Raw genomic sequence first — 1,815 nt, 5'->3', positions numbered from 1 at the left:
GAAAATCCTCGCGGATTTTCAGCTTGGTGTGTACTTGCAAAGTTAAGTGCTAACCCACGCAACTACTCATAGCCGAGACCGTTGGTTGCAATAGCGGAATTAAAAACTAAACGTATAAATCGTGTGAATTCTGAACTTTGAAAACAGCGGAACTTTGCGCAGAAACTGAATTTAAAACTCGAGAACGAAACGTAACGCTGAATTGAAAAATGTAAAACGGAACTGTGCGCAGAAATCAACTTGAGCGGAATTAAAAAAACGTGAATTGATCACTGCTACTCTATCGAATTCCAAAATTGCGGAATCATAACGTGGAATTGAATAGCAGAACGCAAAACAAACTCTGAATGAACCTCAAAAAACTGAATTAAAACTGCAACCAACAATGTATAAATTCAATTGCGGCTGAATTTCCTACGGAAATTCATTGCAATTTTCTATCTTTCAGTCTCAATCGGAAAATCGTACCGATTTTCCGCAACTGAAATTTATACGCTAACGTTAGGGCAAATTTAGACGAAACATCAAAATTCAGATATGAAACAAACATTTTTGACATTTTTACTTTTAATAATATGTAACTCGACTTTCGGACAAATTCCAAGTTGGATTAAAAACGCACAGCCTGTTACCGAAAAACATCTTGCGAAAATTGAAAAGAAAGGAAAGAAATATATTGAGAAGTTTAAAGACGCTCAAGAAAATAGTCCAGAAAAGGATATTTATTATCGAGTTAAATATATTGAGTATTTAAAAAGACTCGAAACGTTTGAAAAAGAACTTGCGAATAACAGCGAATCCGAAAAACCAATTCCTTTTCCATTAGTTGTGATTAGCGAATTTAGAACTCAATTAAAATCTGGAGATGAAATCATAAAAATTGAATCAGATACATTATTAAACATTGTCGATATTTTCAAAAATTCGTATTCAGAAGAAAAAACACCAATTGACGAATTTCGCTCATACTCTAATTATAGAATTATCATCGAGAATAACGACAAATCAAAAACGTATGAACTAGAAAATAGTTATGATAGTTCTGAATTAAATACTTATCCAAAGTTTGCGGAATGGATAGAGAAGTATTTGATTTATTCGAAAAAGGAAATAAGCCGACTGAAATTAGAAAAGGAAGAAAAAGAAAAAATTGCGAAAGCGGAGAATGATAAAAAACTAAAAGAATTAAAGGAAAAAGCAAAACTCACAACTTGCAATACCAAAATAGATGATTTTACGGGAGAAAAAAGTGTATTTACAAATCAACAAAGGTTAGTAACATTAGAAAACGAAACAGTAAAATCACAAGCACAAGAACTTTGGGAACAAGGAATTTATGCTGACTACGAAATGTTTGTTTTTGCTATTACAACAATCAAGAAAGGAAAAAACACAATGATTGATGTCTATTTAAAACACAAAACCGACAGACCTTTAGATTTTTATGGTTTAATAAAACAAGGAGAAACCATTGACTTTAAGTTAAAAAATGGAAAAGTAATAAATCTTAAGTTTTTAAAATCAAGTGTTCCTGACATCAATTATAAATATAAATATTCGATTTACGAGAATATTTTAGATTTAACAGAAAAAGACGTCATCGAATTAAAAAAATCGCCAGTTCAAAAGGTTAGAATAAATTACACGAAAGGATATAAAGATTATGACGTGACCGAAAATGATTTGATAATTAAACAACTAAAATGTACATCAGAATAAAAAAAACTTGCCCTAACAAAGAACTGAGGCAATAAACAAGTAAAATATTAATTATTTATTGCTAGAGTACTTCTATGTTCACCATTGTAAGGCACC

1 protein-coding gene is annotated in these 1,815 nt (G+C 31.0%); it reads left to right on the top strand.

Going from position 1 to position 1,815, the window contains the following annotated elements; translation table 11 throughout:
• Positions 1 to 537 precede the first annotated feature (537 nt).
• Positions 538 to 1,719: a hypothetical protein gene (locus tag WA340_RS12820; RefSeq protein ID WP_336129377.1), complete on the top strand. Its 1,182-nt coding sequence runs from the start codon at positions 538 to 540 to the stop codon at positions 1,717 to 1,719.
• Positions 1,720 to 1,815: the final 96 nt, after the last annotated feature.

The sequence above is a fragment of the Mesoflavibacter sp. CH_XMU1422-2 genome, assembly GCF_037029245.1.
Taxonomy (GTDB): Bacteria; Bacteroidota; Bacteroidia; order Flavobacteriales; family Flavobacteriaceae; genus Mesoflavibacter; species Mesoflavibacter zeaxanthinifaciens.
Note: the sequence above shows the minus strand (reverse complement) of the source record. Positions and strands in the feature narration are given on the sequence as shown.